Annotated in this window: 25 protein-coding genes; 11 read left to right on the top strand and 14 right to left on the bottom strand. The window is 65.0% G+C overall.

Annotation, left to right across the window (positions count from 1 at the left end; genetic code table 11):
* Nucleotides 1-11 precede the first annotated feature (11 nt).
* The 4 genes from ACE10X_RS00695 (at nucleotide 12) to ACE10X_RS00680 (ending at nucleotide 4,323) form a co-directional block, all read left to right on the top strand.
* Nucleotides 12-869, top strand: a complete 858-nt coding sequence (locus tag ACE10X_RS00695; protein WP_085970762.1) for an FkbM family methyltransferase — start codon at nucleotides 12-14, stop codon at nucleotides 867-869.
* Between the two features lie 187 nt (nucleotides 870-1,056).
* Complete coding sequence (locus tag ACE10X_RS00690; protein WP_283089048.1) at nucleotides 1,057-1,443, top strand: VOC family protein; 387 nt, start codon at nucleotides 1,057-1,059, stop codon at nucleotides 1,441-1,443.
* Between the two features lie 106 nt (nucleotides 1,444-1,549).
* Entirely contained in the window at nucleotides 1,550-1,783 is a 234-nt protein-coding gene (locus tag ACE10X_RS00685; RefSeq protein WP_375764669.1) for a hypothetical protein, read from the top strand.
* Nucleotides 1,784-2,013: 230 nt separating this feature from the next.
* Nucleotides 2,014-4,323 carry an OmpA family protein gene (locus ACE10X_RS00680; RefSeq protein ID WP_304557408.1) on the top strand — a complete coding sequence of 770 codons (2,310 nt, stop codon included), beginning with the start codon at nucleotides 2,014-2,016 and terminating at the stop codon, nucleotides 4,321-4,323.
* 257 nt (nucleotides 4,324-4,580) lie between these two features.
* Here the strand turns inward: ACE10X_RS00680 and ACE10X_RS00675 are convergent, their stop codons facing one another.
* Both ACE10X_RS00675 and ACE10X_RS00670 read right to left on the bottom strand, forming a co-directional pair.
* Complete coding sequence (locus ACE10X_RS00675) at nucleotides 4,581-6,338, bottom strand: alkaline phosphatase (protein WP_038387257.1); 1,758 nt, start codon at nucleotides 6,336-6,338, stop codon at nucleotides 4,581-4,583.
* A gap of 110 nt (nucleotides 6,339-6,448) precedes the next feature.
* Nucleotides 6,449-6,814, bottom strand: coding sequence for a polyketide cyclase (locus ACE10X_RS00670; RefSeq protein ID WP_038387255.1), 366 nt, complete (start codon nucleotides 6,812-6,814; stop codon nucleotides 6,449-6,451).
* Between the two features lie 95 nt (nucleotides 6,815-6,909).
* Here ACE10X_RS00670 and ACE10X_RS00665 point away from each other — a divergent pair, with 95 nt between their 5' ends.
* Nucleotides 6,910-7,497, top strand: a complete 588-nt coding sequence (locus ACE10X_RS00665; protein WP_375763920.1) for a TetR/AcrR family transcriptional regulator — start codon at nucleotides 6,910-6,912, stop codon at nucleotides 7,495-7,497.
* A gap of 168 nt (nucleotides 7,498-7,665) precedes the next feature.
* On the opposite strand, the gene argG is transcribed toward ACE10X_RS00665, so the two are convergent.
* The 6 genes from argG to ACE10X_RS00635 form a co-directional block, all read right to left on the bottom strand.
* Nucleotides 7,666-9,003: an argininosuccinate synthase gene (gene argG / locus ACE10X_RS00660; RefSeq protein WP_038387258.1), complete on the bottom strand. Its 1,338-nt coding sequence runs from the start codon at nucleotides 9,001-9,003 to the stop codon at nucleotides 7,666-7,668.
* 81 nt (nucleotides 9,004-9,084) lie between these two features.
* Nucleotides 9,085-9,867 carry a phosphatase PAP2 family protein gene (locus ACE10X_RS00655; protein WP_038387259.1) on the bottom strand — a complete coding sequence of 261 codons (783 nt, stop codon included), beginning with the start codon at nucleotides 9,865-9,867 and terminating at the stop codon, nucleotides 9,085-9,087.
* A gap of 39 nt (nucleotides 9,868-9,906) precedes the next feature.
* A complete protein-coding gene (locus tag ACE10X_RS00650; protein WP_038387260.1) occupies nucleotides 9,907-10,392 on the bottom strand; it encodes a hypothetical protein in 486 nt (161 codons plus the stop codon).
* Nucleotides 10,393-10,396: 4 nt separating this feature from the next.
* Nucleotides 10,397-11,611, bottom strand: a complete 1,215-nt coding sequence (gene rlmN / locus ACE10X_RS00645; protein ID WP_057021293.1) for a 23S rRNA (adenine(2503)-C(2))-methyltransferase RlmN — start codon at nucleotides 11,609-11,611, stop codon at nucleotides 10,397-10,399.
* 75 nt (nucleotides 11,612-11,686) lie between these two features.
* Complete coding sequence (locus ACE10X_RS00640) at nucleotides 11,687-12,271, bottom strand: invasion associated locus B family protein (RefSeq protein ID WP_375764668.1); 585 nt, start codon at nucleotides 12,269-12,271, stop codon at nucleotides 11,687-11,689.
* Between the two features lie 172 nt (nucleotides 12,272-12,443).
* Entirely contained in the window at nucleotides 12,444-13,280 is an 837-nt protein-coding gene (locus ACE10X_RS00635; protein WP_038387264.1) for an SDR family oxidoreductase, read from the bottom strand.
* Nucleotides 13,281-13,385: 105 nt separating this feature from the next.
* Here ACE10X_RS00635 and ACE10X_RS00630 point away from each other — a divergent pair, with 105 nt between their 5' ends.
* Nucleotides 13,386-14,366, top strand: coding sequence for an NADPH:quinone oxidoreductase family protein (locus ACE10X_RS00630; protein ID WP_038387266.1), 981 nt, complete (start codon nucleotides 13,386-13,388; stop codon nucleotides 14,364-14,366).
* A 201-nt stretch (nucleotides 14,367-14,567) separates the two neighbouring features.
* Here the strand turns inward: ACE10X_RS00630 and ACE10X_RS00625 are convergent, their stop codons facing one another.
* Both ACE10X_RS00625 and ACE10X_RS00620 read right to left on the bottom strand, forming a co-directional pair.
* Nucleotides 14,568-14,945 (bottom strand): YkvA family protein, encoded by a 378-nt coding sequence (locus ACE10X_RS00625; protein ID WP_304557407.1) that lies wholly within the window; start codon nucleotides 14,943-14,945, stop codon nucleotides 14,568-14,570.
* A 91-nt stretch (nucleotides 14,946-15,036) separates the two neighbouring features.
* Entirely contained in the window at nucleotides 15,037-15,342 is a 306-nt protein-coding gene (locus ACE10X_RS00620) for a 4a-hydroxytetrahydrobiopterin dehydratase (protein ID WP_016847224.1), read from the bottom strand.
* 211 nt (nucleotides 15,343-15,553) lie between these two features.
* Here ACE10X_RS00620 and ACE10X_RS00615 point away from each other — a divergent pair, with 211 nt between their 5' ends.
* Entirely contained in the window at nucleotides 15,554-16,957 is a 1,404-nt protein-coding gene (locus ACE10X_RS00615; protein WP_244435940.1) for a TAXI family TRAP transporter solute-binding subunit, read from the top strand.
* A gap of 267 nt (nucleotides 16,958-17,224) precedes the next feature.
* Nucleotides 17,225-18,787 (top strand): alkaline phosphatase, encoded by a 1,563-nt coding sequence (locus tag ACE10X_RS00610; RefSeq protein WP_038388887.1) that lies wholly within the window; start codon nucleotides 17,225-17,227, stop codon nucleotides 18,785-18,787.
* A gap of 251 nt (nucleotides 18,788-19,038) precedes the next feature.
* Here ACE10X_RS00610 and ACE10X_RS00605 read toward each other — a convergent pair whose 3' ends face one another.
* Together ACE10X_RS00605 and ACE10X_RS00600 are read right to left on the bottom strand one after the other, a co-directional pair.
* Nucleotides 19,039-20,166 carry a hypothetical protein gene (locus tag ACE10X_RS00605; RefSeq protein WP_038388890.1) on the bottom strand — a complete coding sequence of 376 codons (1,128 nt, stop codon included), beginning with the start codon at nucleotides 20,164-20,166 and terminating at the stop codon, nucleotides 19,039-19,041.
* Between the two features lie 94 nt (nucleotides 20,167-20,260).
* Nucleotides 20,261-20,635 (bottom strand): response regulator, encoded by a 375-nt coding sequence (locus ACE10X_RS00600; RefSeq protein ID WP_038388888.1) that lies wholly within the window; start codon nucleotides 20,633-20,635, stop codon nucleotides 20,261-20,263.
* Nucleotides 20,636-20,901: 266 nt separating this feature from the next.
* Between ACE10X_RS00600 and ACE10X_RS00595 the strand changes: the two genes are divergently transcribed.
* The 3 genes from ACE10X_RS00595 (at nucleotide 20,902) to ACE10X_RS00585 (ending at nucleotide 23,436) form a co-directional block, all read left to right on the top strand.
* Complete coding sequence (locus ACE10X_RS00595; RefSeq protein ID WP_038388889.1) at nucleotides 20,902-21,666, top strand: Crp/Fnr family transcriptional regulator; 765 nt, start codon at nucleotides 20,902-20,904, stop codon at nucleotides 21,664-21,666.
* Between the two features lie 203 nt (nucleotides 21,667-21,869).
* On the top strand, nucleotides 21,870-22,454 hold the full coding sequence (locus ACE10X_RS00590) for a hypothetical protein (protein ID WP_244435983.1): 585 nt from the start codon (nucleotides 21,870-21,872) through the stop codon (nucleotides 22,452-22,454).
* Nucleotides 22,455-22,659: 205 nt separating this feature from the next.
* Nucleotides 22,660-23,436, top strand: a complete 777-nt coding sequence (locus ACE10X_RS00585; protein ID WP_038387713.1) for a response regulator transcription factor — start codon at nucleotides 22,660-22,662, stop codon at nucleotides 23,434-23,436.
* A gap of 15 nt (nucleotides 23,437-23,451) precedes the next feature.
* Here the strand turns inward: ACE10X_RS00585 and ACE10X_RS00580 are convergent, their stop codons facing one another.
* Entirely contained in the window at nucleotides 23,452-24,924 is a 1,473-nt protein-coding gene (locus tag ACE10X_RS00580; protein ID WP_038387712.1) for an HlyD family type I secretion periplasmic adaptor subunit, read from the bottom strand.
* Entirely contained in the window at nucleotides 24,921-26,660 is a 1,740-nt protein-coding gene (locus ACE10X_RS00575; RefSeq protein WP_080583547.1) for a type I secretion system permease/ATPase, read from the bottom strand. The genes ACE10X_RS00580 and ACE10X_RS00575 overlap by 4 nt, the downstream gene beginning before the upstream one ends.
* Nucleotides 26,661-26,681 lie beyond the last annotated feature (21 nt).

Raw genomic sequence — 26,681 nt, 5'->3', positions numbered from 1 at the left:
CAAAACCGGCTATGCATGCCGCGCTTTTGACGAGGCCATGCGTGATCCCGAGCAACGACATATCGCCGGCGCCATTCGGCGCCTTCGCGCCCAATGCGGCGCAGGCCGCCATCATCCGCCTTGCGCATGGCTCAGGATTGAAGCGCGGCGCGTTCCGGCCCTGGCTGTCGAAGCTGGTCAATCTGTTCGGCGCGGGTCCGCTGGACGTGACCTATCAGGGCGCATCGTTCCGCTTCTATCATCAGCAAAGCGCGACCGAGCGCGGCGCGCTGTTCAATCCCGATTACAACCTTGAAGAACTCGCCTTCCTGCGGGCGCATGTCGGCGCTAGTGGCACCTTCGTCGATCTCGGCGCCAATGTCGGCACCTATGCGCTGGCGCTGGCGCGCGATGTCGGGCCCGGCGGCAAGGTGATCGCGATCGAGCCGCATCCGGTGACGCATGCGCGGCTCAAGTTCAACACCCAGGCCTCCGGCTTTCCGCAGGTGCGCCTGGTTGCGGCGGCCGCCGGCCCGACCGATGGCGAACTGATGATCGAGACCGACGGCGACAATCTCGGCGCCAGCCACATCGTCACCGGCACGCCCACCGGCAAGGCGTTCAACGTGCCGTCGCTGCGGCTGCAACGCATCCTCGACGAGGCCGGCGCGAGCAAGGTCGACGCGCTCAAGATCGACGTCGAGGGTTTCGAGGACCGCGTGCTGATCGGCTTTTTCCGCGACGCGCCGCAGTCGCTGTGGCCCGACGCGGTGGTGATCGAGCATCTGTCGAAGGACGAATGGACCGACGACTGCATTGCGGACATGCACGCGCGCGGTTACGTCGAACAAGGCCGGACGCGGAGCAACACGCTGCTGGTACGGGGTTGACAGCCCTGTCTTCTCCTTCCCCCTGAAAGGGGGAAGGTCGGGATGGGGGTCAGCCGCAGGTAACGGTGCCAGCGGAGAGAGCAGATCCCCACCCGCTTTGCTCTCGCGAGCAAAGCGACCTCCCCTTTGAAAGGGGAGGTGAGACGAGAACGCGGATGCAAATGCATCACAACAAGGGAGGCTCGCGATGATCGACCATATCGGCTTTTCTGTCTCCGACTATCAACGCGCGAAGGCGTTCTACCAGACGGCGCTGGCGCCGCTCGGCTACGGCCTGATCATGGAAGTGCCTGCGGAAGTGACCGGGCACGCGCCCGCCGCGGGCTTCGGCGCCGACGGCAAGCCGGACTTCTGGATCGGCGGCGAAGGCGCGATGAACAAGCCGGTGCATATCGCCATCACGGCCAAGGACCGCGCCACCGTCGATGCCTTCTACAAGGCTGCGATGGCGGCCGGCGGCCGCGACAACGGCGCGCCCGGCATTCGCGCGCATTATCACCCGAACTATTACGGCGCATTCGTGCTCGATCCCGACGGCCACAATATCGAGGCGGTCTGCCACACGCCCGGGTGAAACATCGGAACGCCGCGGCGCGCGATCCGTTGTCGCTGCGAACTTCGATGGAGCTATCAATGGGCGCGATGCGACCTGGCATCGGCAACCGCGGGGTCCCGACATGATGCCGATCGAGCCGCCCGAGATTCCGCCGACGACGCCGGGCACCCCGAGCGAACCGCCGCCGGGAATTCCACCCGGCAGTCCGCGACCGGAGATTCCGGAGCCGATGCGCGAACCCGGCGAGCCGCCGCGACCGGACGAGTTGCCCGGCAAGACACCTGACGAATCACCGGTGCGCGGACCGCCCGGACCATCCGGCCCACCGCCTGCGACGGATCGACTCGCCGGCCGGTGAGCCACTCTTGCGCCTTGGTTCCACGTCGATCGCAAATGTGTCGGAGCGTTTCTTCTGAACGCGCAGTGAACAACCGCGCATGCAACCCGTTATAATGTCGAAATAAACTTCGCCGATGATTCGTGGCTCGCCACAATCCGGCCTAACGGCTGGCGGTTCATCGTCCTGCCGAATTGTTCGGTTCTCACTTTGCTTTCCTGCCCAGACTTTCCGCCGGGGACTCCTAGACAATGACAAAGCTTCGTCTCGTGCTGCTTGCCACGACTGCGCTGACGGTGATGCAATTCGCCACCTCAGCGTCGCACGCCCAAACTTCGCCTCTGGTCGTCGCACAGGCGCAGCAGAAGGAAGAAACCGGACCTGACGGAAAGCCGAAGGCGCGGCCGGCGCCGGGCGCACCGGGTGCTCCTGTACGTCCGGCACCGCCGGCGCCCGCGCCGCATCCGCAGGCGCCACCTCCCGCTGCGGCACCGGCACATCCTGCTCCGCCGCCAGCCGCAGCGCCGGCGAAGCCGACCCCGCCTGCTGCACCTGCGCGACCCGAGCCGCCCGCAGCTGCCCCGGCAAAGCCGACGCCGCCTCCGGCAGCCGCACCGCATCCGGTGCCGCCGCCGGCTCCCGCACGGCCCGAGCCGCCTGCGGCGCGCCCGACGACGCCTCCGCCGGCGGCTGCGCCCACACATCCCACACCGCCGCCGCCCGCGGCCGCACCCGCGAAGCCCTCGCCGGCCCCGGCACGGCCGGAGCCGCCCGCAGCGGCGCCTGCGAAACCAACCCCGCCACCGCCGGCGGCTGCCCCCGCACATCCGACGCCGACCCCACCGCCGCCGGCCGCAGCACCGCAGCGACCGGGCACGCCGCCGCCCGGCGCAGGTCCCGCGCACCCGACGCCAACGCCCGGCGCCGCGCCGGCAGCACGGCCCGGCACCCCGCCCGCGGCGGCAACGCCGACACCAACGCCCGCAACGCCGGGCGCTCCGACAACGGCGCCGGCCGAACGCCGCCCTGGTGATCGTCCGGGTGGCGAACGCGGTGAACGTCCTGGCGGCGCCAAGCAGCCGCCGGGCACGCCGCCCGCGGCGACGTCAACGCCCACGCCTTCGACAACGACAACGCCTCCGGCAGCAGGGGCACGACCGGGCACGCCGCCCGCCGCGACAGCTCCCGGTGCGACGCCGACACCTCCGGCAGCCGGCGCACAGCCCGCGCGTCCAGGCACCCCGCCTGCCGCAACAACGCCTCCGGCACCCGGCGCGACGCCACCGGCGCCAGGTCAGCAGGGACGTCCGGCGACACCGCCCGGAACGCCGGCGACCCCGGGCGCGGCAATGGGCGCGCCTGGCGCGACCCCGGCTCCGGGTCAGCCGGCAGCACGTCCGGGCGTCGCCCCCGGCGTATCGCCGGCCCAGGGAGCAGCCATGGGCGCGCCGGCACCGTCGGTCGTCCCCGGCTCGGCCGCCGCAACGCCGCCGCCCGGCCGCGCGCAATACGCGCCGCCGACGGTTGCGCCCGCCTTCCGCGCCGCGCCTGCCGTCGCAGCACCGCTGCCGCCGCCGCCGCGCCATGACAACATCAAGCCGCTCGCGATCGGCGCCGCGGTCGGTGCCGGCGTGGTCGCCGGCGCCATCATCGGCGGCAGCATCGCCGACCTGCACAGCCAGCGGCAGGAGGTCGTCGAGGGCGGCCGCACCATCTACACCGAGCCGGACCGCGTCATCATCCGCGATCCGGGCGGTCAGGCCTATGTCCGCGGCGACGACGTCTATCGTTTCCGCTATGGCGCGCGTGACATCCGCACCGAGACGATCGGCGGCGAAACCCGCACCGTGGTGGTTCGTCCCGACGGCAGCGAGATCATCACGGTGGTCGGCTCCGACGGCCAGATGTTGCGCCGGATCCGCAGGGATACTGGCGGACGTGAGGTCGTCATCATCGACAACAGCTATCGCGATCCGCGGGCGGTCGGCGGCTTCTATGTCGACGCGCCACCGCCGGTGGTCAACATTCCCTACGATCGCTACATCGTCGACGCTCAGGACGCGTCACCCGACGTGATCTACGAGACCATGGAGGCACCGCCGGTGCAGCGGATCGAACGGCGCTACTCGCTCGACGAGATCCGCTACAGCCCCAATGTCCGCATGCAGATGCCGAGCATCGACGTCAACACGATCAATTTCGACTCCGGATCGTGGACCGTCCCACCGGACCAAGCTGCGCGGCTGCAGGTGATCGCCGACGGTCTCAACCGGGCCATCCAGCGCAATCCGCGCGAGGTGTTCCTGATCGAGGGCCATACGGATGCGACCGGCAACGACACCGACAATCTGTCGCTGTCGGACCGCCGTGCGCAATCCGCCGCCGAGCTCTTGACGCAGCAGTTCGGTGTGCCGGCGGAGAACCTGACCTCGCAGGGTTACGGCTCGCAATATCTGAAGGAGCAGACCGACGGGCCGAGCCGCATCAACCGGCGCGTCACCGTCCGCCGCATCACCCCGCTGCTCAACGGCGGCACCGCCTCCGCCGCCCCGCCGCGCTGAGCCGGCGCGACATCACGCGACGAAATGGCCGGGAGCGATCCCGGCCATTTTTGTTTCTTCTCCTTCCCCCTGAAAGGGGGAAGATCGGGATGGGGGTCAGCCGCAGGCAACACTGTTTGCGGAGAGAGTAGATCCCCACCCGCTTTGCTCTGGCGAGCAAAGCGACCTCCCCTTTTCAAGGGGAGGTTGGAGAAGTGTCGCCCCCGCAAGCGGGAGAGGTACAGCGGGCCTGCTGATCGACCCAATCTCATCATTCGTTACTTCCCCGCCCCCAGTCCCAGTGCCTCGACCATCACGCGGAATACCTCGGTGTTGTCCATCGAGCCGTGGACGCGCTCGCTGCCCGGGCCGGTCGCGGTGAGGATGACGTCCTCGCCGGAATGCACGCTGGCGCCGATCATCGCCGGCAGATTGCCGAAGCGCAGCACGACGCCGGGGACATCCTTGTACTTGTCATTGGCCTTGAACGTGTCGGGCTGGTCGCCCTTCACGGTCGGCTCGTTCGGATCGTCGAGTTTCGGGCGGAACGTCTCGTAGTGATCCGGCAGGCTGGCCGAGAAGATCGCAAGCCGCCGGCTGACATCGACGCGTGACGGATAACCTTCGGCGTCCGGCGCCGGATAATTCGGGAACCCGGCCTTCTCGTAGACGCCGACGCGCTCGCGCAGCGGCACATTGGGTGACGCCGCCATGTCGTCATTGATGGTGCCGACCAGGCTGTTCGGATGGTTGTGGTCGGCCACAACCAGGATCAGCGTGTCGTCGTTGCGCGCTTTCGCCCAGTCCTTTGCGAGCCGCACCGCATTGTCGAGCATGATGGTGTCGTAGACTGCGCGCTCCATGTCGAGCAGATGGGCGTATTTGTCGATCAGGCCGGACTCGACCATCAGGAAGAAGCCGGCATCGTGCTTCGACAGCAGCGTGAGCGCCGCCTGGACCTGCTCGGTCAGGTCAGGCTGCTCGGGGAATTTCCTGACGCCGCCGCCCTTCAGGAACTTGCGGTCGAGCGCGCCGTCCATGTTGCCGGCGGCGAACAGGCCGAGCAGTTGGCGGGTGTCCGGTTTGGCCGCGAGCGCGGCGAGCTCGCCTGCGGTGGTCGCGACCGGATAGCCGGCGTCGCGGAAGCGCGCGAGATAGTCGATATCGTCCTTGCGTTTCGACCTGGACGTGGATTGCGGCAGGAAGTTCGCGGAGCCGCCGCCCATCAGCACGTCGGGCTTCGCGTCGAAATATTGCGCGACGATCGCGTCATAGGCGGCGCGGCGGCGGGTATGCGCAACCATCGCCGCCGGCGTCGCATCCTCGACCTCGGTGTTGGTGACGATGCCGACCGCGAGGCCCGCCCGGCGCTTGGCGAGGCTCGCGATGGTCTCGACCCTGGGATCGTCGAGCGGATCGGGCGTGCGATCGGCGTAGACGCCGAGCGCATTGACCGCGGCCTTGTGGCCTGTGGCGTAAGCGCTCGCGGCGTTCGCCGAATCGGTGATGATCGAGTCCGAGCCCGCGGTCGCGACCAGCGCCATATGCGGCATGTCGTCGATCGCGAGCTTGCCGCCGCTTTTGCCCTCCGCAATCCCCTTGGAAAGGATTCGCGCGGCAGTGCGATGCGACGGCGACATCCCGTCCCCGATGAACAGGATCACGTTCCTGGCCTTGCGTGCCCCGGTGTCGTAGACGGTCCAGGTCACCGTCCGGCTCTGCGTGCCGTCGCTGACTTCGACGGCGACCTGCCCGGGCTTGGCGAGCGAGACATCGCGCAGCAACAGCGCCGACTGCTCCCGGCCGGCCTCGCGCGCGGTGAATGTGCCGCCCTGGCCGAACACCGCGGCATAATCCGCGCCGTTCAGCGTGACCTTGAGCTTGGCTTGATCGACCAGCCCCGGAAGCTCGACCTTGAAGTCGAATTTGGCGCCGACGAGGATATCGGCGCGATCGATCGGATAGATCGTCTGGGCGAACACCGGCGCTGCCGACAACGCCAGCGTGGCGGCCATACCGGCAACTTGCTTGATCATGATCGATGCTCCGCCCTTGCGCATCATGCGCATCGGAGCGGAGGCTAGTTGCGGCGGATGACGGCGCAATGAGGCGCGCCGGGGCGTATTGCCGCAAGGCCGGCGTGATTTCAGCGCGCCATCTGCTGCGGATCGTAGAAGAAGCGCTCCTCGACCAGCTCCTCGCCGCGCCAGGTCTGCCAGGCGACCTCCTCCATGCTGCGCACCTTGCCGTCCTTGGCCGTGAATTCGAACCGCCAGCAGATCGCCGAATGATCGCCGTCGAGCAGGAGCGGCCCGAGCCGCGTGGTCTTGACGCCGGCGACCGCGGCCAGCACCGCCGCCTCGCGCGCTGCCAGCGCCTCGCGGCCGACCCGCCATTCGCCGTCATTCTCCTGGGTGCGGGCATCGTCTGAATAGAAGTTCCTGATCGCGCCGACATGGTCGTTGGATTCCACCGCGTCAGCGAAGGCTTGCAACGTCCTGAGCGAGGGCATGGGCACTCTCCATTTACCGACTTATAGTCGGTATTTATCGACCAAGAGTCGGTAAGTCAATTGGCTTGCGCCTGGAACTGGGATAGAGATGCGCCATGGCAACCCAGGCCGAGCGGCGCGAGAAAACCAGAGCCGCCATCGTCAAGGCAGCGCGGCTCATTTTTGGCGAGCGCGGCTTTGCCGCTGCGACGATGGACGACATCGCCGCTGGAGCGCGCGTCGCCAAGGGCGCGGTCTATCATCACTTCGCAACCAAGGAGGCGGTGTTCGAGGCGGTGTTCGAGCAGGTCTCGATCGACCTCGTCGCCGATCTCGATCGCATCTCGCGCGCCGAGAACGATCCGCTGGCGGCGATGGCGGCGGGCACGCAGGGCTATTTCGCGGCGTGCTCGAAAGGCCCGACCGGCCAGATCATCTTGCGCGATGGTCCCGCCGTGCTCGGCTGGGAACGCTGGCGCGAGATCGACGCCAAACATTTCGGCGGCAAGTTTCCACGCGCGCTGGCTGCTGCGATGGATGCCGGCGTGATCGCCAGGCAACCGATCGAGCCGCTGGCGCGGCTGCTGCTCGGCGCGGTGACGGAAGCCGCGGTTGCGGTCTCCGCGGGGCCGGACATCGGCAAGACCGGCACCGATTACGCGCGCGCGTTCCGCTCGCTGCTGGATGCGCTCAGGGTGAAGTAGGCCGATATCCATCCCCGGGTCGTCCCTGCGAAAGCAGGGACCCATAACCACAGGGAGGAGTCGTGGAAACGCGCTGGAGCACCAGCGTGCTTCATAACCACGGCCGGTGGTTATGGGTCCCGGGTCGCGCTTCGCTTGCCCGGGACGACGAGGCGAGAGAGTGCCGCCTCAATCCTTGTCGTTCTCGAGCTGGAAAATCTGCGGGCCTTCGCCGCTCGAGATGAGGCCGGTCTTGTGGTAGAGGCCGAGCTTGGCGCGGGTGTCTGATATGTCGAGGTTGCGCATCGTCAGCTGGCCGATGCGGTCGGCCGGCGTGAAGGCGGCGTCCTCGACCTTCTCCATGCTGAGCCGTTCCGGCGCATAGGTAAGGTTCGGGCTCTCGGTGTTGAGGATGGAGTAGTCGTTGCCGCGGCGCAGTTCGAGCGTCACCTCGCCGGTGACGGCACGTGCCACCCAGCGCTGCGCGGTCTCGCGCAGCATCAAGGCCTGCGAATCGAACCAGCGGCCCTGATAGAGCAGGCGGCCGAGCCGCATGCCGCTGATGCGGTACTGCTCGATCGTATCCTCGTTATGAATGCCGGTGACGAGACGCTCATAGGCGATGTGCAGCAGCGCCATGCCCGGCGCCTCGTAGATGCCGCGGCTCTTCGCTTCGATGATCCGGTTCTCGATCTGGTCGCTCATGCCAAGGCCGTGGCGGCCGCCGATCACATTGGCTTCCAGGAACAGCGCGACCGGGTCGGCGAACGTCTTGCCGTTCAGTGCGACCGGCTGGCCTTCCTCGAACCGCACCACGACCTTCTCGGCCTTGACGTCGCAATCGGCGCGCCAGAACGGCACGCCCATGATCGGATTGACGATGGTGATGCCGCTCGCAAGACTCTCGAGATCCTTGGCCTCATGCGTCGCGCCGAGCAGATTGCTGTCGGTCGAATAGGCCTTCTCCGCGCTCATCTTGTAGGCGAAGCCCTGCGCGGTCATGAACGCCGACATCTCGGCGCGGCCGCCGAGCTCGTCGATGAACTGCTGGTCGAGCCAAGGCTTGTAAATGCGCAGGCTCGGGTTGGTCAGCAGGCCGTAGCGATAGAAGCGCTCGATGTCGTTGCCCTTGTAGGTCGAGCCGTCGCCCCAGATGTTGACGCCGTCCTCCTGCATCGCCGCGACCAGCATCGTGCCGGTGACCGCGCGGCCAAGCGGGGTGGTGTTGAAATAGGTGATGCCGCCGGTCGAGATGTGGAACGCGCCGGACTGGATCGCGGCGATGCCTTCATGGACCAGCTGGGTGCGGCAATCGACCAGGCGGGCCTTCTCGGCGCCGAAATCCATCGCCTTGCGCGGGATCGCGTCGTAGTCGGCCTCGTCGGGCTGACCGAGATTGGCGGTATAGGCGAAGACCTTGGCGCCTTTCAGCTTCATCCAGAGCAGCGCCGCTGACGTGTCGAGCCCGCCCGAGAACGCGATGCCGACTTTTTCGCCAGTGGGCAGGCTTTTCAGAATCGTACTCATGGGACGGTCCAATCAGTCGAAATCGAAGAGGTTTTCAGGGTTGGCGAATATCAAATTTCGGAAGGCGGGGCACGCCTTTAATCAGGCTTCAGGCTGGCTCGGCTCCGCCCGGCCGCCGCGGCGCCAGCGCTGCATCCACTGGTAGCCGGGCATTGCGAGCCGCGTCAGCGCGGCGTCGACCTGGGCGTCGGTCAGCCGGGTCGCGGCCCAGCGGTAGATCAGCGCGTAGAACAGCCAGACGGTGAAGAAGGACACCAGGCCGGCGATCGCCACATCGGTGAAGAAATGGCCACCGAAGGCCATTCGCAGCCCACTGGTGACGATGCCGAACACGGTGGCCCCGGCAAAGGCCAGCGGCCGCCACGCGGGCGGCGTCAGCGCCGCCGGTGCATAGGTCCAGAACGCGGTGGCGCCCTCGCCGGAGAAGAACGAGCAGTTGCGCGGGCAGCCGCCGCGCGGATCCCACCACGGCATGAATCGCAGGTCGCCGCCGAACTGCGTCACGAACACCGGCCGCGGCCGGCCCCAATAATTCTTGAAGGTGAAATTGGTGAGCACGCCGGCCGAGAGCAGCATCGTGGTGAGCAGGAACACCGCGGCACGGCCGGACATCAGCATCGGCCGGTCCGGCCGGATGAATTTCCAGACGATGGTCACGATCGCCGGCAGCACCAGCGCCCAGGCGATCCACATCGCCGCATCGCGCGCGAACGACGCCACCGCGTCGAGCTTCAGCGGGAAGGTTTTCTGCGCCGCATCGTAGAACAGCGCCGCCAGCTTCAGGTCGAGCTCGGGATAGATCCCGAACAGGATGCCGACAATGAGCGCCAGCGCCAGCGCGATGAAAAGTCCGGTCCGGTTCATGGCGCGCGGTTTAGCCGAGGCTGCGGGGCATGGGAAGCATCACGGCCGCGGCGATTGCGACGGTAATGGTGGGGGCGGCGGCAACGGTCGCGCCGGCTCGCGCCAGGCGCCGGCGGTGCGGCCGGCGATCAGCCAGTAGACGAGGCCCGCGACGATGCCGGCGCCGGTCATGATCTCCATGTGCCGGCGCACGATGCCGTGGAATTGCATCATATCGGGATCGAACGGAACGAGGCCGAGATAGCAGGCGGCGCCGACGATGGCGCCGCCGACGGCGTAGGCCAGCACGCTCCGGATGAAGAACGCCTCGGTGATCAGCACCACGATCAGCGCCGGCAACAGTGCGAAGCCTGATATGAAGATGAAACCGAAGCCGAGCACGACGTTGACGGCGCTCTGGTCGATCTGGCCGCCGAAATCGCTGATCTCGGGATACAGCACCGCGACGACCACGATGATCCCTGCCACGAAGCAGGCCATCAGGAAGCCGAACGCGACGACGAACAGGCGGCCGATCAAGGCCATCTAATTAGTCCGTCATCGCCATCGCGCGCAGCGCCTGGCGCTCGCGGGCGGAGAGCTTTTCGGTCTCCGACTTGAGCTGGCCGCAGGCCGCGAGGATGTCGCGGCCGCGCGGCGTGCGCACCGGCGAGGAATAGCCGGCGTTGAAGATATATTCGGAGAATTTCTCGATCTGCTCCCAGTCCGAGCATTCATAGGCGGTGCCCGGCCACGGATTGAACGGGATCAGATTGATCTTCGCCGGAATGCCCTTCAGCAGCTTCACCAGGAGCTTGGCGTCATCGAGCGAATCGTTGACGCCCTTGAGCATCACATATTCGAAGGTGATGCGCCGCGCGTTCGAGGCGCCGGGATAATCGCGGCAGGCTTGCAGCAGCTCCTTGATCGGATATTTGCGGTTCAACGGCACCAGCTCGTTGCGCAGCTCGTCGCGCACCGCATGCAAGGAGATCGCGAGCATCACGCCGATCTCGTCACCGGTGCGCTGGATGTTCGGCACCACGCCCGAGGTCGACAGCGTGATGCGCCGGCGCGAAATGCCGATGCCTTCATTGTCGGCAACGATCAGGAGCGCATCGCGCACCGCGTCGAAATTGTAGAGCGGCTCGCCCATCCCCATCATCACGATGTTGGTGACGCGGCGCGTGCCGTCCTCGCGGTCGGCCCAGTCATTCAGCCGGTCGCGCGCCACCATCACCTGGCCGACGATCTCGCCGGCCGTGAGGTTGCGCACCAGCCGCTGCGTGCCGGTGTGGCAGAACGCGCAGTTCAGCGTGCAGCCGACCTGCGAGGAAACGCACAGCGTGCCGCGATCGGTCTCGGGGATGTAGACGCACTCGACCTCGTGCGGCCGCTCGACCTTGTCGCCGCTCGGCAGCCGCAGCAACCATTTGCGGGTGCCGTCATTGGAGATCTGCTCGGCGACCACTTCGGGACGGTCGACGGTAAAATGCTTCTCGAGCTCGGCGCGCATGTCCTTCGAGACGTTGGTCATCTCGGCAAAGCTCTTTGCGCCGCGGAAATACATCCAGTTCCAGAGCTGTTGGGTGCGCATCTTGCGCTGGCCGGCCTGCACCCCGATCTCGCCCAGGCGATCGGCGATCTCGGCGCGCGACAGCCCGATCAGCGACGGCTTGGCCGGCGGCACATAGGTCTCGAGCGGAACCTTCTCGACCAGCGCGCTGGCGCCGGAGACGGCATGGGTGGTCACGGTGTCGGTCATGAAACCTCAAATAGGCCTTCCAGCCGGTGCTGGAAAGCCACCAAATACTTCGATTTTAAGCCTTAAGCCGGTTCTCTAGCGCCGGCAGTCCTGCCCGAGCCGGTCGAGCGCCTGCGCTAGGCCCTTCAGCGAGAAGGTGTCTGTTGTCTCGGTGCCCTTGGCCGAGACGGCTTTTACCGTCAGTTCGGCCGATTTGCGCATGGATTCCACCATCCGCTCCTCTTCGGCCGCATTCTTGATCCAGAGGCCGTCGCCCTGCGTGTACATCGCATAGGTCCCGCCGCCGACCTGAACCGTCGATTCGGAGCCCGGCTTCACCGTGTAGCCGATCATGATCGAGACTTCGTTGACGACCTTCTCCGCCGGACGGGTGGAGATGAAGGCATAGGCCGGATCGCGCGGCCGGTTCGCCGGATTGGTCTTCGACGAGGAAGGCTTGGCGAGCGCAAAGCACACCTTCTTGCCGTTGGGCGACGCCGTGTACGCGCCCCAGGTGCCGAATTGGCCGATCAGCGTCGGCTCCGCGCCGCCGGCCGCAGCCGCCGCGGCCGAAGGCGCCGGCTTGGCTGCTTCCTTCGCGGTTTCCTTCTTGGGCGCAGCCTGCACCGACGCGAGGGTGATGAACCCGCACAGGATACAAGCAACCAGTGATGTCAGAATCTGCCGCACGGCCAACTGGTTCCCCCATCATTGTGACTGCAAGATGGCCCGGCGATTCCCCTCCGCCGGCTCGGATGGATAACCGGGAAACGCTTTTTTGGGAAGGCAGTAGGCCGAAAGACGAACGCCGCTCACTATCGTGACTTGGTCGTGCGCACGTCGCGACTTGTTATCATGTGGCGCGCGCAGCGCGCTGCTTTTCCCACTGCGCATCGGTCCATTGCAGCAGGTCCTCGGCACCGGAACTGCGCAAGTGCGAGCCGCCATCCTGCACCACCATCTCGCCGTTGATGTAGCCGGCCTGATCCGAGATCAGGAAGGTCGCGAGATTGGCGAGCTCCGCATGCTCGCCGGCGCGGCCGAGCGGATTGCGATGCGCCCAGCTCTCGCCGCGCCCTTCGGGACGCAATTGTCCGGTCGCACCTGCGGTCGGAAACGCGCCGGGCGCGATCGCGACGGTGCGGATGCCCTTCGGGCCCCACTCCACCGCAAGGCTCTTGGTCATCGCCAGCACCGCGGTCTTGGCCATCGAGGACGGCACCGTGAACGCGCGGCCGGTGATGGTCGAGGTCGACAGGATCGAGAGCACCACGCCCTTGTGCTTGCCGTCGATCCAGCGGCGGCCGGCGGCGAACGTGCAGTACATCGTGCCATGCAGTGTCGGCGCGAGGATCGCGTCCGCCGCGCGGAACGACAAATGTTCGCTCTGCGCAATAAAGGTTGCGGCAGCATTGTTGACGAGAACGTCGATCGGCGCGTCCTGCCAGGCCTGATCCATCATCGCTTCGACCGCCGCGCCGTCGCGGATATCGCAGCGCGCGGTGGAAACCTTGGCGCCGAGCTCGCTGCGGAATTTTGCTGCGGTTTCCTCCAGCAGCCCCTCGCGCCGCCCGCAGATGATCAGTTCGGCGCCGAGTTCGGCGAAGCGGTGGCCCATCGCCGCGCCAAGGCCGGAGCCGCCGCCGGTGATCAGGATGCGCTTTTTCGCTAGCAGGCCTTTTTCAAACATAGTTTGATCCCTCCGCACTGTATTGTCGCTCCGCCGCAAATCCGGCATGAAGCTTGTAGTCCAAGATCTTGCAGCTCTTTCTGCGTCCGAAACTCAGGTGTGTCCATGAAAGCCATCCTCTGCTCGCAATACTGTCAACCCGACGATCTCGTGCTGGCTGACGTGCCCGATCCGGTGGCGGGTCCCGGCGAAGCCGTGATCGCGATCAAGGCGGCGGCGCTGAATTTCTTCGACATCCTGATGATCCAGGGCAAGTACCAGATCAAGCCGCCGTTCCCGTTCTCGCCGGCTGCCGAAGTTGCCGGCGTGATCGAAAGCGTCGGCGCAGGCGTCACTGACCTGAAGGTCGGCGATCGCGTCGTCGCTTCCTGCGGCCACAACGGCGCGCGCGACAAGATCGCGCTGCCGGCGAATTCGATCGTGAAGATTCCCGACAATCTCGATTACGATCGCGCCGCCGGCATCATCATCATCTACGGCACCGCGCTGCATGCGCTGGAAGATCGCGCGAGCCCGAAGCCGGGCGAGACGCTCGCGGTGCTCGGGGCCGCCGGCGGCACCGGCCTTGCTGCCTGCGAGCTCGGCAAACTGATGGGCCTGAAGGTGATTGCCTGCGCCTCGTCGGACGAGAAGCTGGCATTCGCCAAGCAACACGGCGCCGAGCTGACGCTGAATTACGCCAAGGAAGATCTCAAGGAGGGCCTGCGCAAGCTGACCGACGGCAAGGGCGCCGACATCGTGTTCGATCCGGTCGGCGGCGCCTATGCCGAGGCTGCGCTGCGCTCGACCGCATGGGAAGGCCGCTTCCTGGTGATCGGCTTTGCCGCCGGCGAGATTCCGAAGATCCCGCTCAACCTTGCACTGCTGAAGGGCTGCGATATCCGCGGCGTGTTCTGGGGCGCCTGGGCGCGGCAGAACCCGGACAAGAACCGCAAGAACCTCGAGAAGCTCGTGCAGTGGACCGCGGAAGGCAAGATCTCCTCGCATGTCGACCGCACCTTCCCACTGTCGCAGACCGCGGAGGCCCTGAAGGTGCTCGCCGGCCGCAAGGCGATGGGCAAGGTGATCCTGCACCCGGGAAGCTGAGAGAATGCGTAGCCCGGATGGAGCGCAGCGAAATCCGGGATGCAACATAACCTCCCCTTGAAAAGGGGAGGTCGCTTTGCTCGCGAGAGCAAAGCGGGTGGGGATCTGCTCCCTCCGCTTGCAGCGGTGTCTGCGGCTTGACCCCCATCCCGACCTTCCCCCTTTCAGGGGGAAGGAGAAGAGCCGCCACTTACTCCACGCTCACTCCTCCTCCGGCACCCCGCGCTTCAGCGCGGCGCGGGCGGCATCGCGATGCTCGGGCGTGATGTGGCTTGCCACAATGCGGAGCGCTGTTGCGAGCACCGCGGCGTCATCGGTGAAGCCGAGGATCGGCAACATGTCGGGCACGAAATCGAACGGCAGGATGAAATAGGCGATCGCCCCGAGCAGCGCCGCCTGCACATGGCGCGGCGTCTGCCGGTCGAACGCGCAGTAATAGGCAGCCAACAGGTCCTCCGCGAAGGGCAGGCTCGCCACCACCTTCTTGAACTTGATCCAGAAACGGCGGCGCACGCTTTCAGGGTCCTGCGCCAGCCGATCGGCAGGCCCAAATCCCACACCGTGTTCGCTCGATGTCATCGCAAGGTTCCTCGACGCCGCGCCAGTTCGGCGGCGGACGATGCGAATCTGGGGATATCGGCGGACCCGCGCAAGGTTGCGCGCGCCGGGCTCAACTGACCCCAAGCTGCCTTGCGATCGCGTTCATGGCCTTGGCGAGGTCGATGTCGCGCTTGGTCACCCCGCCGACATCGTGGGTCGACAGCACCACCTCGACCGTCTTGTAGACGTTTTTCCACTCGGGGTGATGGTCGCTCTTCTCGGCGACCAGGGCGGCGCGGGCCATGAACCCGAAGGCCTCGTTGAAGTCCTTGAACACGAAGGTCTTGGCGATCGCCTCGCGGCCGGACGTTTCCGACCAGCCGGCCAGTTCCCAAAGGGCGGCCTTCCTTGCCTCCGCTGACAGCCGTTCGACCATGGTAACCTCCCGTTTAACGCCGACTTTAGCCTAACAACCGGCCTCCGGGATGGGATCCACGCCCAAATTAAGGCCGAAATCGCGTCCTATCGCCGCTGGTAACCATGACGGAGTTGTAACATCTGTCCATTCAGTAATTTGCTACACATAGGGAATGTATGCGCGTTGGTAGTTTTGCGAGATTGAGCCCCGACGATTGTTTGCGAGATCGATGACAGACGGCTCCGCCAGCATGTCGCCCAAGCCGCTGCGTTCGGCAAAGCGGCGGCTGATGTTCGTTTTGATCGCGGGCGCGCTGGCCATCATCGGCACGTTGCTGGCGGGCTATTATTTCGCCGTGCGTCCGGTGACGCTGCGGATCGCGGTCGGTCCCGCCAACAGCGATGACCTCAAGGTCGTGCAGGCGCTGGCGCAGGCCTTCAACAACCAGCAGCAAACCCAGGTCAAGCTGAGGCCGGTGCAGACCGAGGGCGCCACCGCCAGCGCGCAGACGCTGGCCGACGGCAAGGCCGATCTCGCCATCATCCGCGGTGACCTCGAAGTGCCGAAGAATGCCCAGGCGGTCGCGACCCTACGCAAGAATGTCGTGGTGATGTGGGTTCCGCCCGCCAAGGGCAAGGTTCGGAAATCCGCGCGGATCACCAAGATCGCGCAGCTTGCCGGCCGCAAGATCGGCGTCGTCGGCCGCACCCCGGCCAATGTCAATTTGCTGAAGCTGATCCTGACGCAATACGGCGTCGACCCGATGAAGGTCGAGATCGTGCAATTCCCGGCCAATGAGGCGGCGGAAGCGATCAAGAGCCTCAAGGCCGACGCCTATCTCGCCGTCGGTCCGGCCAACAGCAAGATCACGATCGACGCGATCACGGCATCGGTCCGCGACGGCGGCGAGCCGAGTTTCCTTGCGATCGACGCCTCGGAGGCAATCGCGCAGAACCATCCGGCCTATGAGGCCGCGGAAATCCCCGCCGGCTCGCTCGGCTCCGCCGACCGGCCCGACGATGAGGTGAAGACGATCAGCTTCTCGCACCACATCGTTGCGCGAAAGGGCCTGTCGGACTCGACGGTCGCGGCATTCACGCGGCAATTGTTCGCGATCCGGCAGTCGCTCAAGACCGATTTCCCGCTCGCCGCCAAGATCGAGACGCCGGACACCGACAAGGATGCCACCATTCCGGTGCATCCGGGCGCCGCCGCCTTTGTCGACGGCGAGGAAAAAACCTTCCTCGACCGCTACAGCGACTACATCTGGTGGAGCCTGATGGCGTTCTCGGCGATGGGCTCGGCCGGTGCGTGGTTCGCCGGCTATCTCAAGCAGGACGAGCGCAACACCAACACCTCGCAGCGCGAACGCCTGCTGGAGATGCTGAAGGCCGCACGGCAAAGCGATTCAATCGAGGAACTCGACCAGATGCAGGCGGAGGCCGACGACATCCTGCGCCACACGCTGGACTGTTTCGAGCACGGCGCGATCGAGGAAGGCACGCTGACCGCGTTCAACATCGCGCTCGAGCAGCTTCATAACGCCGTCGCCGACCGCAAGGCGCTGCTGTTCAGCATGCCGCAGAATTTGCAACGGACTGCCACGCAGTTCAGGGCGGCGGGCACGGCGTAGAATCGCCGCTACTCTATCCGCGAGGTGCCTTCGCCTCTCCCGCTTGGGGGGGAGGCCGCATCGCAGATGCAATGCGGGTGGGGGCTCTCTCCGCGACAGGATTCGTGGAGAGACCCCCTCCCCACCCTCCCCCGCAAGCGGGAGAGGGAGCCTGACAGACGTGCCCACCTCACGCGACGCCCACCGCTGTAATCTCTCCGTCATGGAATTTTTCTAGGTCTTGGCGCGCCTGCGGCGCATTGTCGCTGTGACCTGAGGAGGCTCCCCATGACGATCCGGTTCTCGCGAAATCTCACCCGCCGACGCTTTCTCTCCACGGCGGCTGCGGCCGGCGCCGGCGTGATCGCGATGCCCTATCTGTCGCGGGCCGCCGACCGCCCGGTGATCACCCACGGCGTGCAGTCCGGCGATGTCGGCGTCGACGGCGGCGTGGTGTGGGCGCGTGCCGACCGGCCGTCGCAGATGATGGTCGAGGTCGCGACCACCGAATCCTTCAAGGACGCCCATACGCTGCCGCCGATCACGGCGCTGCCAGAGAGCGACTTCACCGCCAAGATGCTGCTGGAGAACCTGCCCTCCGGCCAGGACATCTTCTACCGCGTCCGCTTCCGCGACCTTGCCCATATCGACATCGTCGGCGAGCCGGTGGTCGGCCGCTTCCGCACCGCTCCGAGCGATCGCCGCGACGTCTCGTTCGTCTGGGGCGGCGACGTCGCCGGCCAGGGCTGGGGCATCAATCCCGACGACGGCGGCATGATCACCTTCGCCGCGATGAAGAAGCACGCTCCGGATTTCCTTCTGCACTCCGGCGACACGATCTACGCCGACGGCGTGATCCCCTCCGAGGTGAAGCTTCGCGACGGCAAGATCTGGAAGAACGTCACGATTCCCGAGAAGGCCAAGGTCGCCGAGACGCTCGACGAATACCGGGCCGCCCACAAGTATAACTTCCTCGACAACAACGTTCGCGCCTTCAATGCCGAGGTGCCGATCTTTGTGCAGTGGGACGATCACGAGGTGACCAACAATTGGTCGCTGTCGAAACAGCTGCCGGCGGCCTACAAGGAGCGCGACATCACCGTGCTCGCGGCGCGCGCTGCAAAGGCCTTCCACGAGATGTATCCGATGCGCGAGAGCATCGTCGAGCCTGGGCGCGTCTATCGCACGCTGAGCTACGGTCCGCATCTCGACGTCTTCATGCTCGACGAGCGCAGCTATCGCGGCCCCAACGGCCCGAACCTGCAGGAGCAGTACGGCCCCGACGCCTATTTCATCGGCCCGGACCAGATGGCCTGGCTGAAGCGCGCGCTGCTCAACTCGCGCGCCACCTGGAAGGTGATCGCCTCCGACATGCCGCTTTCTCTGATCGTCTATGACGATGCGGCCAACAAGAAGGGCTCGGAAGCCTTTGCGCAGGGCGATGGTCCGGCGCGCGGCCGCGAGCTCGAGATCGCCGATATTCTGCGCTTCATCAAGACCGCGGGAGTCGTCAACACGGTGTGGCTGACCGCCGACGTGCATTACGCCGCAGCGCACTACTACAACCCGAACAAGGCCCAGTTCCAGGAGTTCGATCCGTTCTGGGAATTCGTCTCCGGCCCGCTGCATGCCGGCACGTTCGGTCCGAACGAGCTCGACAACACCTTCGGCCCCGAGGTGAAGTTCATCAAGGCGCCGGGCGAGGCCAACCAGAACCTGCCGCCGTCGGCCGGCATGCAGTTCTTCGGCCACGTCAAGATTGACGGCAAGAGCGGCCAGATGACGGTGAGCCTGCGCGACCGCGTCGACGCCGAGCTGTGGGCGATCACGCTCGATCCGAAGCCAGTCTAGTGTCCCGAATCCGAAGTTCGCATCATTCGCCGCACCTTCGGGACGAACTTCGGATTCGATAAGGACACTAGCAAACTTATGATTCTAGTGTGCTTTATGAATGCGAAGTTCGTGAAGGTGGTTGCCACGAAATCGCACGAACTTCGCATTCAGCACACTAGCGCGCGACGCGATTGGGTTGAGATAACGCCGCGAGCGAACTGCGTTCCCTCTCCCGCTTGCGGGGAGGGCTGGGGTCTCTCCGCAACCGATCAGCCCGGTTTGCCCGCCTTGATCTCCTTGAACCTGGCAAGCGCCTGCTCGAACTTGGCGTTGAACAGCCACATCGCATCGAGGATCTCGCGGAAGGTCGCAGATGTTCTTGTCCGGTCGGCCCGGCCGAAAGCGAAGATGCTGTTGTTGCGCAAGTATCGCATGATCCTGGCATCGGAAATTCTGTAACCGACGAGGTTGCCCGACCTGAGTGCGGCCCTGGTCGGCGTCGGAATGATCTGGATCAGCTCAAACAGCTTCATTTGATCGATCGGATCCGGCAGGGCTTTCAAAATCGCGGGGATCTCCGGGAAAATATCCGCGTGTGCGTTCATCAGGGCGTCCCGCACGGCGGTCCAGTGATTGAACCTGTGATCAAGGTTGCCGGCCCGCGCCTCTTCTTTGTCGTCACGACCGCTCACTGCAGGATCGAGGGCCGCGATTGATCCCTTGATCGCTGCCCACTTCCTTCGGCCGTTGCGGTCTTCGGACGGACCGGTCTGCAGGCTCCCTTTGTAGGTATTCGACCGCGCATTCCCCGCATTTTGCTTGCCGCCGGTCTCGGCAAAGAAAAGGCCGAGGCTGATACGGCCCGCGGCCGCGGCGTCAGCGGCATCGAGACCCTTGGCTCGCGCGATCGCGGTCGCCAGATCGACCACGTCCGTGAATGGCGTATCGGATCGTTGCGCGCTGGCGGGCGGCGCCTCCATGATGTCAAAGAGCTTCCTGTACTCGTCGAACAGCGGCTCATTGTCGGCGTCAAAATACGCTGGAGGAATTCGGAATCTGCTGGGCCTTCCAATCCTGGACGGAAGCGCATCGGTGAGATCCTTGTATGCGCTCATCATTTCGACGCGGGCCAGGTAGAGGGCCTGGCCCGGCAGATTGGGCAGCGGCTGATTGGAATCGATCTGTGCGCGTCGCTGGCGCAGGATCGACTCGAAGCTCTTCAGGGCATTCTCGTACGCCTCACGTGCGGCCGATTGCTGGCTCGTGAGCGCGAGGGGCGCCGCAATGCCTGGAGACGCGGAACCACCGATGACGGCCGAGGCCAGCAACAGGACCACCCCAAGCAGCCCGAGGGATCGCGCTGCTGCCGGCGCAACGGAAGATGTCCTGATCGCCATGACGGCTTCCCGATGCCGGCGCGTCGCCGAATCCAAACAACTTGGATCGTAGACGACGAACGCTCCGGCGGCGAGGCCGAAGCCTGCCAATCCGTCAGTGGCCGTTTCTCAGCGTCGCCTCCAGCGCCTCGCTCGAGCACGGCTTGGTCAGCCGCGGCTTGCCGGCGAGCGATGCCGGCAGCTTGATGTCCGCGCCATAGCCCGTGACGAACGCGTAAGGCACCTTCAGCGCATCCAGCCGCTCGGCGATTGCGAACGTCTTCTCGCCCCTGACGAGGCCGACGTCGAGCAGCGCGAAATCCGGCGCGCGCTCTGCGATCAGCTCAAGCGCTCGGGCGACGTTCGCCGCGGTGCGCACCGTGCGGGCGCCGAAGCCGAGGATGGTGTCCTCGAAATAGAGCGAGATGATCGGATCGTCCTCGACCACGAGGACGTCACCGGGCATGCCGGCATTGGGGGTGAAGTCCATGGCGTGCCAGTTTCCGTTTGCTAGAGCTTGTTGTTTTGACGCGCTTTCTTCACGCGAACCGATATCCAATTCGCTCGAAAACGCTCCAGAGCATGGATGAAAGACCGGATCAGTCCGGCCGGATGGCCCGCGACCGGCGCCTGAAAGCACGCCAGCTGTTCCCGAGATGAAACCACCACATCGCGAGCGGCGCCGTCTGTTCACTAGTGAACATAAATCCGGGAACCTTTCGATTATTGTCGGCGTTGGGTCTTCAGGAATTTCCTATGATCGCGAAACGGACCGAGTTGGCCGGGACGAGTGACCGGCCATTCAACAATCTTTTGCGCCGGCTGAACGACGCCGATTACCAGTTGATCGCGCCGCATCTGGGGCTGGTCGACGCGCAGGCCAACGACCTGCTCTACAGCCCCGGCGACGATGTTCAGACCGTGCATTTCCCGTGCGGGCCGAGCCTCGTCTCGTACATGGTGCCCAATGAGGACGGCCGCGATATCGAGACCATCCTGGTCGGTCGCGAGGGCGCGGTCGGCGGCATCGTCAGCCAGGGCTTCCTGCCGGCCTATACCCGCATCGCCGTCAAGTTCGGCGGCCCGTTCGCGCGGCTGCCGATCAGCAAGCTCAACGCCGCCAAGCTGAAGTCGATCTCGGTGCGCAACATCTTCGCGCGCTATGCCGATTGCATGCTGGCGCAGATTTTCCAGTCGACCGCCTGCAATGCGATCCACTCGATCGAGCAGCGCGCGGCGAAATGGATCATCTCGGCGATGGAGCGCACCAATGGCAACGGCATGGTGCCGCTCACCCATGAACAGCTCTCGACCCTGCTCGGCGTCGGCCGCAGCTACACCAGCCGCGTGATCCAGAACTTCAAGGCGGAAGGCGTGCTGGAGACGCGCCGCGGCGCGATCGTGATCCGCGACACGGACAAGCTGCGGCAGCGCTCCTGCCTGTGCAACGACGCGGTCAAGGATCATTTCGAGGAAGTGCTGCGCGGAGTGTATCCCAGCGAGGACAACCCGGCGAACTAGCTAGGGTGTGTACGCATAGTTCGTCGCATCCGCCATGTTTCCGGAAGCCGACGCTAAACCCGACATCGCCGTAGGGGTTCGCCCTATCGCCCCAACCCGCGCGCTTAATGAGCGCTTAACGCTTTTGCGCAACAGATAGGATCACCAGCGCGGAATTAGTCCTAGTAATGAGTGCGAGCCGAGCTCCCGAGGAGGGGAATCGGATGGGACTGCTTGTTGTCGGAGCGCTGGCAGGAATCCTGATCGGCTTTGGCTGGTTCGCGCCTTCCCGAGGGTATTTCGTTGGGTGTGGGTCAAGACCCTGTTTCGACAAGGTTGCAGTCGCCCGACCCACAGAGCCGATGCCGGCGGCGTTAGCGCCAGCTCCCGCGATCGTCAAATCGAAGTCTGTAACCCCGGCAAAATCCGGCAGGAGACCATCATCGAAGAAACACCGACCGGCCGACCTCGCCAAGGCGGCGTCCCCGCGGACGCGGATCAACGTCCCGGCACCCGAACGCGCCGCGGACATGGCGGATCCTGTCCTCACCAAGGCGAAGGTCACGATTGCAGCGCAGATAGACGATCCGGGATCGGCCGAATTCAGCGACATGAAGCGCGCCATGCGAAAGAACACGCTCGGACGCGCCGTGGATACGATTTGCGGGCGCGTGAAAGGAAGAAGCGCGTCGGGCGGGGAGACTGGAGGGAGGCCGTTTCTGTATCTTGTGAAGGAGGATGAAGCGTATGTCGTCGACGGCAAGTCGGGGTCGGCGGCGTCAACGGCGTATCGAAATATCTGCAAATAGGGGATGCGTCGACCGCGCCACGGCGCGCGTCCAAATGATTTGAGCGGAAAGAATTTCCACCGAGGCGCCAGGCTATCCCGCAATGGATGCGATCCTGATGTCGGCGCTGCGCGTGATGATGCATTCAGGATGAATGCCGCAACGGTAAATGCGCAATACGCATCGATGGGACTGTCGCAGAAATTCTTTTCATTCCGAGGAAATCATGGACGACATAACGGACTCCTCAAAACGGCTCAATGGAGCGCTTCACGTACCGGTTCTGGTGATCATCGAGCCGCACCTGTTGCCCCGCACATGTATTCTCAACGTCCTCAGGCGGGAATTGGCCGACTTCGAGATCCTCGACATGGCAACGGTCCAAGGCCTGGACTGCATGTCGGCCCGCGACGTTCGTCTGGTGCTGCTGAGTATCGCGGACAAGCCCATCGGCGATCCCTCGGTCGAGGACGATCTCGCCTTCGTGGCCGAGCACTGTCCCAATGCCGCCGTCGCAATCCTGTCAAACCATGACGACGAGCCGACCGCACAAGCCGCGATGCAGCGGGGTGTTCGCGGCTTTCTTCCCACCTCGCTACCAATCGAGGTCGTCATAGCCGGCCTGCGCCTGGTTCTTGTCGGCGGCGTCTACAGGCCGTTGCCGGTCGCCGAAATGAACAGGATGCCGGGTTTCGATCCGCCGGACGCGCGCGGGCTTGCGTCCGCATATCTGATGAACGAGGCAGCCAGGGCGGCCATCGACAGGAGCGGTCTCACGCCTCGAGAGCAGCACGTTCTGGCGGAATTGGAGCTGGGCCTGCCCAACAAGCTGATCGCAGCCAAATTGAAGCTCTCGGAAAGCACCGTCAAAATGCACATTCAGCATATCATGAGGAAATGTGCCGCTCACAATCGCACGGAAGCGGTCCTCCGCTGGCGCGGCCGGTCGCTCGCGCAGAATCGCGATCACGACCCGGGTACAGCCCCAATGCCGGAGACCTAGTCACCCTGAGCGGGATCAATCCTCTCTGAATGCACCGCGGAAGCTGTCGAGCAGGGGCCTGAGCGCGTAAAGTGCGACGGTACCGCGCCCCGTGGTGATGAACACCTGAACCGGCATACCGGGGACGATCTGGAAGTCGTTTGCGGCGATCTGCGCGTCGTCGATCCGGAGCTTGGTGGCGTAGTATGGCTGGTCGGTACGCTTGTCGAGTAGCCGGTCTGCCGATACGTGCACGACGATTCCCTTCAGGCGCGGTACGCGACGCTGATTGTACGGCACGAGATGCACCTCGGCATTGAGACCGGGATGAACCACATCAATGTCCTCGGGCCTCAGGCGGGCGGTCACGATGAGGCGGTCTTGCCGGGGCACCAGCTCCATGAGCGGAGCCCCCGCCCCGATGACGCCGCCCGTCGTATGGATCCGCAAGTCGGTTATCACGCCGTCCTCAGGCGCCTTCACCTCCGTTCGCGACAGCTGATCCCTGGCCGCAAGCAACCGCTCGCGGAGCTGGAATATCTGGTTCTGTGCTTCACGAAGCGACTGTGCGATCTCGTTCTGCCTGTCGCTCTCGAGCTTGAACAATGTGGCCTGCTGCTCGCTGATGACCTGCCCGGCGCGAGAAATCTGCGCGGTGATCTCGCCGCGGCGACCCTCAACGTCGGCCAGTTCACGTTGCAGGTTCAGAAGCCGCGGGCGCCGTTCGAGTCCCTTGTTCACGAGCGTCGTGACCATATCCAGTTCTTCCCGGACGATGTCGACCCGCTGCCCGGTGGCGCTCTGCTGAGCCTTGAGACCTTCGATCTCCCTCTCGACTTGAAGCCTCCGTTCGCGAATGACCGCAAGCTGCGCCTCATGAACCTGCCGGCGCGCCTGAAAAATGAACTGCTGCGCCGATACCGCGGCGGCGGCTACCCCATTTCGCTTGCTGTCCTGTTCCAGCGCGCTCGGGATTGCGATGCTCTCGAAGTTCTGCTGCTCGGCCTGTAGCCGCGCGGCACGAGCAATTGCATCCCACAACTGGCCTTGAAGGCTTTGCACCTCCGAACCGGGCCGGGTGTCGTCCAGCGCGATCAGCGTCTGTCCGCTTCGCACGATATCGCCGTCGGAAACCAGGATCTTCCTGACGATCCCGCCTTCCAGGTGCTGAATCGTCTTGCGGCTCGATTCCGATTCCACGATGCCGGAAGCGATCGCGGCGCTCTCGAGAGGCGCGAGGCACGCCCACGTGCCGAGCCCCAGCATGAAGCAGAGCACCAGCAGGTTGCCCGCCAAGGTGATACCGCGAAGCCGTCCACGCGGAGAGATGGGTGTCGGGGTCGTACACCATGGATATTCGAGAGGCTCGAAATCGTCGATCGCGGTAACCACGACCCCGGATCGTCCGGCGAGCGGGGGGCTTGCCGGCGTTCGCACGAGCTGGTCCCAGATCGCCGGTAGCCTCGATATCGTGGGAAGCTTCCAGATGGTGAGAGGATTCCGGATCATGGCGCAATCCGCGAGGTAACCTGGGGTCGGTTCAGGTGCCGCTCAAAGATTTCCTCGCTGTCGCCGAAAGCGACGACCGCCCCCTCCTCCATAATGGCAATCTTGTCTGTGGCTGCGAGGAGACCCATACGATGAGTGACGACGACCAGGATGACACCGGCGAGCTTCATGCGCTCGATAGCGTCCAGCAGCATTCGCTCGCCCCCGTAATCGAGACTGGCATTCGGTTCGTCGAGAACGATCAGGCGCGGACCGCCGAAAAAGGCCCGGGCAAGACCGAGGCGCTGCCGATATCCGCGCGAGAAGGATTTTTCACGGTGAATCACCGTGTCGTACCCGTTCGGCAGGCGCATGATCGCCTCATGAATTCCGACCAGCTTGGCCGCTTCCACGACCTTCCGCCGATCGGAATCATCAAGCCGTGCGATGATATCGCTTATCGTATCGCCGAGCAGGTCGATGTCCTGGGGGAGATAACCGAGACGGTGGCCGCTTAGGCCCTCGCGATGCAGCGAGACGTCAGTATTGTCGAGCAGGACACAGCCATGAGTTGGCGTCGACAGCCCGGCAATCACCCGGCCAAGCAGCGACTTGCCTGACCCGGACGCACCAATAATGCCAAGGCATTCTCCGCTCGCGAGCGTGAACGAGACACCGTTCAACAGAACGTGGCTGGTCCCCGATAGCCTCACGCCGACGTTGTCGACAACGAGACCGCTCGACGCTTGCCGCTGCGAAACCTCCGGATCCTGCCGTCCGGCGGCGGCGGGGGACGCGGCGAGAACCGCGCCGAGCCGTTGACAGGCACTCACGGCCGTCCTGAGTGACTTCCAGCCTGCGATCGCACTTTCGACCGGCGCGAGCGCGCGGCTGAACATCAGTGTCGAAGCAAAAATGATCGCAGGACTCTTTCCGTGATCGAGGACAAGCCACGCGGCAGCCCCCATTATCAACACCTGCGACAGCGCGCGGACCGGCTTGGTGACCAGCATCACGATCTCGCTTCGCCGGACTACCACATCGTGCTCTCTGCGTGCCTCCTGCGCGTCATGGTAGACCGTGCGCGCAGCGCTATCGAGCATTCCCATGGCGCGGATCATGTGGATGTTGCCTGCGGCGGCCTGCAGGCGGCCGTAGCTTCTGGACAGCGCGGCGCCGGATCTGAGCAGAACGTCCTCGGTAACCAGATCTCCGGCAACCGTGAGAGCGAAGAGGAAAGCCACACAGCAGGCGCCTACCACGCCAAGCAGGGGATGGATGAGAAAGAGGACCAGGAGGAATAGGGGCGCCCAGAGTGCGTCGAACAGCATCGGACATGCGCCGGAATCGATGAACTGGCGCAGCACGGTGAGATCCCGATATGCGTCCGACGCCCGCGTCCAATCGCTGCGAAACGCGGATTCGAGGCTGGCCGAAAGCACGCAAGGACGGAGCCGATCGTCGAGCCAGGCGCCAAGGCGACCCAGGACAGCGCGCCGCAAGGCATCGAACACGCCGCCGACCACGACCGTGATCGCGACAATGAGCGTGAGCAGGAGCAGCGTGTCGCCGCTCCGGCTCGACAACACCCTGTCGTAGATCTGAAGAAGGTAGATGGAGGGCGCAAATAAAAGCAGGTTGTAGCTGCAGCTATACGCGAATACGAGACCAAGCGGTCCCGCACAGGACCAAAGGGCCGCGTGCAGCGGCGTCGGGATCTGCGGCAGGACAGGCAACCGAATGGGCGGCATCAGCATGATCGTCACCGCCTGAAATCG

It is taken from the genome of Bradyrhizobium sp. Pha-3, assembly GCF_042258325.1.
Taxonomy (GTDB): domain Bacteria; phylum Pseudomonadota; class Alphaproteobacteria; order Rhizobiales; family Xanthobacteraceae; genus Bradyrhizobium; species Bradyrhizobium elkanii.
Note: the sequence above shows the minus strand (reverse complement) of the source record. Positions and strands in the feature narration are given on the sequence as shown.

Coding starts and splice junctions, on each gene's coding strand:
- ACE10X_RS00695 (WP_085970762.1), top strand. CDS start 12: ATGCATGCCGCGCTTTTGACGAGGCCATGCGTGATCCCGAGCAACGAC.
- ACE10X_RS00690 (WP_283089048.1), top strand. CDS start 1,057: ATGATCGACCATATCGGCTTTTCTGTCTCCGACTATCAACGCGCGAAG.
- ACE10X_RS00685 (WP_375764669.1), top strand. CDS start 1,550: ATGCCGATCGAGCCGCCCGAGATTCCGCCGACGACGCCGGGCACCCCG.
- ACE10X_RS00680 (WP_304557408.1), top strand. CDS start 2,014: ATGACAAAGCTTCGTCTCGTGCTGCTTGCCACGACTGCGCTGACGGTG.
- ACE10X_RS00675 (WP_038387257.1), bottom strand. CDS start 6,338: ATGATCAAGCAAGTTGCCGGTATGGCCGCCACGCTGGCGTTGTCGGCA.
- ACE10X_RS00670 (WP_038387255.1), bottom strand. CDS start 6,814: ATGCCCTCGCTCAGGACGTTGCAAGCCTTCGCTGACGCGGTGGAATCC.
- ACE10X_RS00665 (WP_375763920.1), top strand. CDS start 6,910: ATGGCAACCCAGGCCGAGCGGCGCGAGAAAACCAGAGCCGCCATCGTC.
- argG (WP_038387258.1), bottom strand. CDS start 9,003: ATGAGTACGATTCTGAAAAGCCTGCCCACTGGCGAAAAAGTCGGCATC.
- ACE10X_RS00655 (WP_038387259.1), bottom strand. CDS start 9,867: ATGAACCGGACCGGACTTTTCATCGCGCTGGCGCTGGCGCTCATTGTC.
- ACE10X_RS00650 (WP_038387260.1), bottom strand. CDS start 10,392: ATGGCCTTGATCGGCCGCCTGTTCGTCGTCGCGTTCGGCTTCCTGATG.
- rlmN (WP_057021293.1), bottom strand. CDS start 11,611: ATGACCGACACCGTGACCACCCATGCCGTCTCCGGCGCCAGCGCGCTG.
- ACE10X_RS00635 (WP_038387264.1), bottom strand. CDS start 13,280: ATGTTTGAAAAAGGCCTGCTAGCGAAAAAGCGCATCCTGATCACCGGC.
- ACE10X_RS00630 (WP_038387266.1), top strand. CDS start 13,386: ATGAAAGCCATCCTCTGCTCGCAATACTGTCAACCCGACGATCTCGTG.
- ACE10X_RS00625 (WP_304557407.1), bottom strand. CDS start 14,945: ATGACATCGAGCGAACACGGTGTGGGATTTGGGCCTGCCGATCGGCTG.
- ACE10X_RS00620 (WP_016847224.1), bottom strand. CDS start 15,342: ATGGTCGAACGGCTGTCAGCGGAGGCAAGGAAGGCCGCCCTTTGGGAA.
- ACE10X_RS00615 (WP_244435940.1), top strand. CDS start 15,554: ATGACAGACGGCTCCGCCAGCATGTCGCCCAAGCCGCTGCGTTCGGCA.
- ACE10X_RS00610 (WP_038388887.1), top strand. CDS start 17,225: ATGACGATCCGGTTCTCGCGAAATCTCACCCGCCGACGCTTTCTCTCC.
- ACE10X_RS00605 (WP_038388890.1), bottom strand. CDS start 20,166: ATGGCGATCAGGACATCTTCCGTTGCGCCGGCAGCAGCGCGATCCCTC.
- ACE10X_RS00600 (WP_038388888.1), bottom strand. CDS start 20,635: ATGGACTTCACCCCCAATGCCGGCATGCCCGGTGACGTCCTCGTGGTC.
- ACE10X_RS00595 (WP_038388889.1), top strand. CDS start 20,902: ATGATCGCGAAACGGACCGAGTTGGCCGGGACGAGTGACCGGCCATTC.
- ACE10X_RS00590 (WP_244435983.1), top strand. CDS start 21,870: ATGGGACTGCTTGTTGTCGGAGCGCTGGCAGGAATCCTGATCGGCTTT.
- ACE10X_RS00585 (WP_038387713.1), top strand. CDS start 22,660: ATGGACGACATAACGGACTCCTCAAAACGGCTCAATGGAGCGCTTCAC.
- ACE10X_RS00580 (WP_038387712.1), bottom strand. CDS start 24,924: ATGATCCGGAATCCTCTCACCATCTGGAAGCTTCCCACGATATCGAGG.
- ACE10X_RS00575 (WP_080583547.1), bottom strand. CDS start 26,660: ATGCTGATGCCGCCCATTCGGTTGCCTGTCCTGCCGCAGATCCCGACG.